Source organism: Nostoc sp. NMS4 (genome assembly GCF_017115095.1).
In the GTDB taxonomy this organism is placed as follows: Bacteria; Cyanobacteriota; Cyanobacteriia; order Cyanobacteriales; family Nostocaceae; genus Nostoc.
In genome coordinates, this window is record NZ_JABXKI010000389.1 from 1 (window position 1) to 5,455 (window position 5,455).

Consider the following 5,455-nt stretch of genomic DNA (forward strand, 5'->3'; position numbering starts at 1 on the left):
AGAAGTGAATACGATTTATTTTGATTCGACTTTCAGTGATGAAATCAGACGCAAGCATCTCTACAATGGACAAATGTTTGTCTTTTCTCCTTGCGCCAGTGCGATCGCTCTATGTGATTTTGCTCGTGGCATGGTTGAAGAAGCATTTGCCCCTTTAGATCCCAGAGAAGCACAACATAGTCTGCCTGTAGAGAAATACGTTGAGATTTTAGCACAACTCAAGCCAGCTTTTATCCATCATCCTGAATCTAAAAAACTCATTCAAGGCATCTTGAAAGAAAGCGGATGTGACTTGAGCAAAACCTATTTTGATGTACCTCGCCTGAGAACAGCAACTAGCGATCGCTATCTGACTGCTGGCATTGCTTACGCTTTCCATCCCCATCGTGATACCTGGTACTCTGCTCCTCAGTGCCAGATCAACTGGTGGCTTCCTGTTTACGATATTACCTCAGAAAATGCGATGGCATTCCATCCCCGCTACTGGAATCAACCAGTTAAAAATAGCTCAAGGGATTATAACTACGCTGAGTGGAATAAAGAAAGTCGCAAAAATGCGGCACAGCACATTAAAACAGATACGCGCAAGCAACCCCACGCCGAAGAAACTTTAGAAATGGAGCCGCAATTGCGGTTGATTACACAAGTCGGTGGGATGATTCTCTTTTCAGGAGCGCAGATGCACTCAACGATTCCCAACACATCAGGCTATACCCGTTTTAGTATTGACTTTAGAACCGTACATTTTGATGATGCGATCGCTCAACAAGGTGCGCCAAATATTGATTCAGCTTGTACAGGAACTTCTTTAGGCGACTTCTTACGGAGTAGAGATTTCTGCTCTATTCCAGAATCTTTGGTGGCTTTATATGACACTTCAGCACCAACATTACTCCAAAACTAAATTGCAGCAATAGTACTCTCATCATGGAAACTTTAATAGGTCAGGTTGCAGTTGTCACAGGAGCTAGTAGCGGTATCGGTAGAGCGATCGCCTTGGGTTTAGCGGCGCAAGGTGTACAACTTTGTTTGTTAGGACGCAACCTTGAAACCCTACAAATAGTTGCTGCGATCGCTAAGGAAACTTCCCCTAAAGTTGTTTGTTATGCAATGGATTTGATGGTTGATGAAGATATCAGCAAGATACAAACAAGTCTTGAGCGAGATTTTGAAGATATCGACCTGCTCATTCTGAGTGCAGGTATGTTCTCAATGGGGACATTTCAAAAGAGTTCTGTTCAAGACTTTGACTTGCTGTATCGGGCGAATGTTCGTGCGCCCTATCTTTTGACACAAACTTTACTCCCCATGCTTTTATCGAGCCGGGGACAAATTTTGTTTATCAACTCCAGTGTAATTATGAGTCCTAGAGCGAATATAGGACAATTTGCTGCCACTCAACACGCCCTCAAAGCGATCGCTGACACTCTCCGGGTAGAAGTTAATGCCGACCAAGTGCGGGTCATGAGCGTCTTTCCTGGGCGTACTGCTACTCCTCGACAAGCAATAATTCACGAGATGGAAGGTAAACCCTATTATCCTGAACGTCTTATGCAACCAGAGGACGTGGCCGCTGTAGTCATTAACGCCCTGAGTTTACCTCGAACTGCTGAAGTTACTGATATTAGCCTCAGACCATTCGTGAAACCCTGATTTACTCAAAGTTCAAAATAGCTGAAACTGACAAAGACATGAGCCTTAACCCTATCGCAACACAATCAGATCAAATTGCTCAGGAAATTTATCAACTCATTTTCCAGCTATATCCCATTTGCCGTAGTATTACAGGTAATGGTTTTAGAGAAACTTTAAAAATTCTCCAGCAGCATATTCCTTTGTCAGTTCAGAAAGTGCCGACAGGAACAGAGGTATTTGATTGGATAGTCCCTAAAGAGTGGAATATTAAAGATGCTTATATTAAAAACTCTCAAGGTGAAAAGATTGTAGATTTTGCTAATTCAAATTTGCACGTTCTTAACTATAGTATTCCCATACATCAAAAATTATCTCTCCCTGAACTTAAATCACATCTATTTACACTTCCAGAATACCCTGATTGGATTCCTTACCGAACTTCATATTACAAGGAAAGTTGGGGCTTTTGCCTGACTCACAATCAATATTTGCAACTAGAAGATGAAGAATATGAAGTATGTATTGATTCTTCCCTCGAACCTGGTTATCTGAGCTATGGTGAGTATTTTATTCCCGGAGAAAGTACTGAGGAAGTCTTAATTTCTTGCCATGCTTGTCATCCTTCACTGTGTAATGATAATCTTTCGGGAATTGCGATCGCTACTTTTATCGCTAAATATTTAAGTCAAACTACACCAAGATATTCCTATCGATTTCTCTGGATTCCCGGAACCATTGGCTCAATTACATGGTTAGCTCTCAACGAAGCTAAAGTCAATAATATTAAACATGGTTTGGTATTAACTTGTTTAGGAGATTCAGGCAACTTTACTTACAAAAAAAGCCGTAGAGGTGACACTGAAATTGATAAAGTTGCTGCTTATGTACTCAACAACTCAAAACAAGATTACAAAATTATAGATTTTTTCCCCTATGGCTATGATGAGCGACAATATTGCTCGCCTGGATTTAATTTAGCTGTAGGTTGCTTCATGCGATCGCCTCATAATACTTTTCCTGAATACCACACCTCAGCAGATAATTTAAATTTCGTTCAACCCCAATATCTTGCTGATTCTTTCTTTCAATGTAATTCGATTTTGCATATCCTCAACAATAACAAAATCTACTACAACAAAAATCCCAAATGTGAGCCACAGTTGGGTAAAAGAGGAATATATCACGCAGTTGGTGGTAACAAAGATAGTGGACTAAATGAAATGGCAATCTTGTGGGTCTTAAATTTATCTGATGGTCAGCATACTCTACTAGATATTGCAGAAAGGTCGGGAATGTCATTTGATGTGATTCAATCTGCTGCCGATATATTATTAACACATGACTTGTTAACAATTAAAAATAGCTAAGTTTGAAAAGTATGGGGTGAATAAAGTTCGCTACTACACAAACCTAGACAAAGCTTTAGCGCAGGTTAATCTAAGAGGATGTTTGAAAAGTCATGATTGATGTATCAAATATTCTTTTACCCCACCCTAACCCTCCCCGATGCATTGGGGAGGGAACTAGATTTATTTTCCGGTTTCCCCCCTTTACAAGGGGGGATTAAGGGGGGTAATTTGACTTGTGTATACACGGTAGCCTTTATAAGGGGGGTAATTTGGTTTTAAACCCCTAGAGGTGGATTTGGTCTGTGTAGCTGGGAATTCTATTTGCTAGGGCTGCAAAACTTTTCTGTATTATTATTCTCGACTATTATGTGAGAATACTTATTTTGTGTTGAGATACTTTAGTGTGATTTTTACATTAGATTTATAATTACTGCTCGGAAAATAGCTTAACTTTATAATTGAGAATATACTTCATTTCTTCACCATTGCATGGAAAAAGATCCTATTCGACTTCATGATTACTTGAAGTAAATGTCATTACTTATACCATTGTAAGAGCAGTTTAGATGATTGATATTAGAGAAGTAGTTTAAAAACATAACTTGTCTAGTACATGAATAAGAAATGGGCTGTTAAACGACTTACAATCAATCTCACATCAGGTGAGGCACAGAAGCTTGAACAATACTGTTCAACAACAGGTAGACCAGCAACTGATGTAATTCGGGAGTTAATTCGGTCTCTTTATCCTAAAGATGAAAAAGCTTCTGAAACCTCGTGAATCACACTGGAAAACAACTAAATCAGGGTAAGCACATCTCAAGTTGTGAGTTAATTATGGTGCTTAACAGAGTTATCAGCTAACAGTGAATTCCTATAACTCAAGTTAGGGAATTTAAATAAGAATACTCTCTTACAAAGTTCAGAGCCGAGGGAATCTCCGCTCTGACTTTTGCCTTGGATATTATAGTAATATTACTGAGCTTCTCCGCAAATATTTAGGTTACATATAGTACCTAACACTTAAATACTTATACTTCCCAAGTATTAAGTATTTAATTTGTAATTTATTTAATTATAAATAATGATTAGAAAAACCTTGGTTAGAAATCAGCCAAAGGTAAGCAAGTTAGTGGGCGAACTGAGGATTTTTCCTGGATTTATAACACTCAGCTTTGCGATCGCCGCAATATTGTGCAACTATCAAGATGCAATCGCCCAAACTCCTGCTCCTCAAACATTACCCCCAGGTCGGTTAGAGGATATTCCTGACACTCCGTTACCGTCGGGTGTGCTACCCCAGCCACCAGACGAGAATCAATTGCTTCCATCGCCAAAACTACCGAATGAGCCGATTCTGGAGCAAAATGACCCTAATACCAGATTTCGGGTCGATCGCATTGAAGTTTTGGGCAGTACAGTTTTCAAAGCAGAACAGTTTGCCACTGTTACAAATTCCTTTGTGGGACGGGAACTGACATTTGCCGAGTTGTTGCAAGTTAGAGATGCCGTCACGAAGCTCTACACTGATAACGGTTATGTCACCACGGGGGCATTAATTTTACCACAGACAATAGAAGCTGGCACAATCAAAATTCAGGTGATTGAGGGCAGTGTGCAAGAAATCAAGATTATCGGTAATAGACGATTGCACAGTCAATACATTCGCGATCGCATCTTACTTGGTGCTGGCAAACCCTTAAATGTACCACACTTATTAGAAAAGCTGCAACTACTCCGTCTCGATCCGCAGATTAAAAACCTGTCAGCCGAGTTGCAGACAGGCGTGTATCCGGGAACCAATGTGTTGCAAGTGGAGGTTGAAGAAGCAGATACTTTTAAGGTGACGGCCAGCCTAGATAATGGGCGATCGCCAAGTGTGGGCAGTTTTCGCCGGGGAGTGGATTTGCAAGAAGCCAATTTATTGGGCTTGGGCGATACCTTGAGCGTGGGATACGCCAATACTGATGGCAGTAATACAATCAATCTCAATTACACACTGCCGGTTAATGCCCGTAATGGCACTGTATCCTTCGGTTTTAGCCAGGGATGGAATCGCGTCATTGAAAAACCATTTAGCGTCCTTGATATTCAATCAAATAGCCGCTCTTACGAATTGAGCTATCGGCAACCACTGATCCAAAAACCAACCCAAGAGTTAGCGATCGGGCTATCATTCTCGCGCCAAGAAAGCCAAACTGAGTTGGGTATTGATAACATTGGGCCGTTTCGACTCTCCCCAGGTGCAGATGCGAACGGAAAAACCAATATTTCGGCTTTGCGCTTTTTTCAAGAATATACCCAGCGAAGTAACCAGTACGTATTTGCGGCGCGATCGCAATTGAGCTTGGGTGTAGATTGGTTCGATGCTAATGTCAGTAATAATGAACCAGATAGCCGCTTTTTCGCCTGGCGAGGACAGGCGCAGTGGGTGCGGCAATTAGCACCAGACACTCTATTTTTAGTCAGGG

5 protein-coding genes are annotated in these 5,455 nt (G+C 40.9%); all 5 read left to right on the forward strand.

The genetic code is table 11. The features are described from left to right. Positions 1 to 904, forward strand: a 904-nt coding sequence (locus tag HWQ37_RS32165; RefSeq protein WP_292755074.1) for a phytanoyl-CoA dioxygenase family protein, incomplete at its 5' end; no start/stop codon positions are given. A 23-nt stretch (positions 905 to 927) separates the two neighbouring features. Then, positions 928 to 1,653 (forward strand): SDR family NAD(P)-dependent oxidoreductase, encoded by a 726-nt coding sequence (locus HWQ37_RS32170; protein ID WP_292755077.1) that lies wholly within the window; start codon positions 928 to 930, stop codon positions 1,651 to 1,653. A gap of 38 nt (positions 1,654 to 1,691) precedes the next feature. Next, positions 1,692 to 3,002, forward strand: coding sequence for a DUF4910 domain-containing protein (locus HWQ37_RS32175; protein WP_292755079.1), 1,311 nt, complete (start codon positions 1,692 to 1,694; stop codon positions 3,000 to 3,002). Between the two features lie 595 nt (positions 3,003 to 3,597). Beyond that, the gene (locus HWQ37_RS32180; protein ID WP_094348841.1) at positions 3,598 to 3,765 is read left to right on the forward strand and encodes a CopG family transcriptional regulator; all 168 of its coding nucleotides are present in this window, start codon (positions 3,598 to 3,600) and stop codon (positions 3,763 to 3,765) included. A gap of 303 nt (positions 3,766 to 4,068) precedes the next feature. After that, positions 4,069 to 5,455 (forward strand): ShlB/FhaC/HecB family hemolysin secretion/activation protein (locus tag HWQ37_RS32185; RefSeq protein ID WP_292755082.1); only part of this gene is annotated, 1,387 nt, incomplete at its 3' end.

Bases quoted from the DNA above. Each gene is read 5' to 3' on its own strand.
- HWQ37_RS32170 (WP_292755077.1), top strand. From the start codon at position 928: ATGGAAACTTTAATAGGTCAGGTTGCAGTTGTCACAGGAGCTAGTAGC.
- HWQ37_RS32175 (WP_292755079.1), top strand. From the start codon at position 1,692: ATGAGCCTTAACCCTATCGCAACACAATCAGATCAAATTGCTCAGGAA.
- HWQ37_RS32180 (WP_094348841.1), top strand. From the start codon at position 3,598: ATGAATAAGAAATGGGCTGTTAAACGACTTACAATCAATCTCACATCA.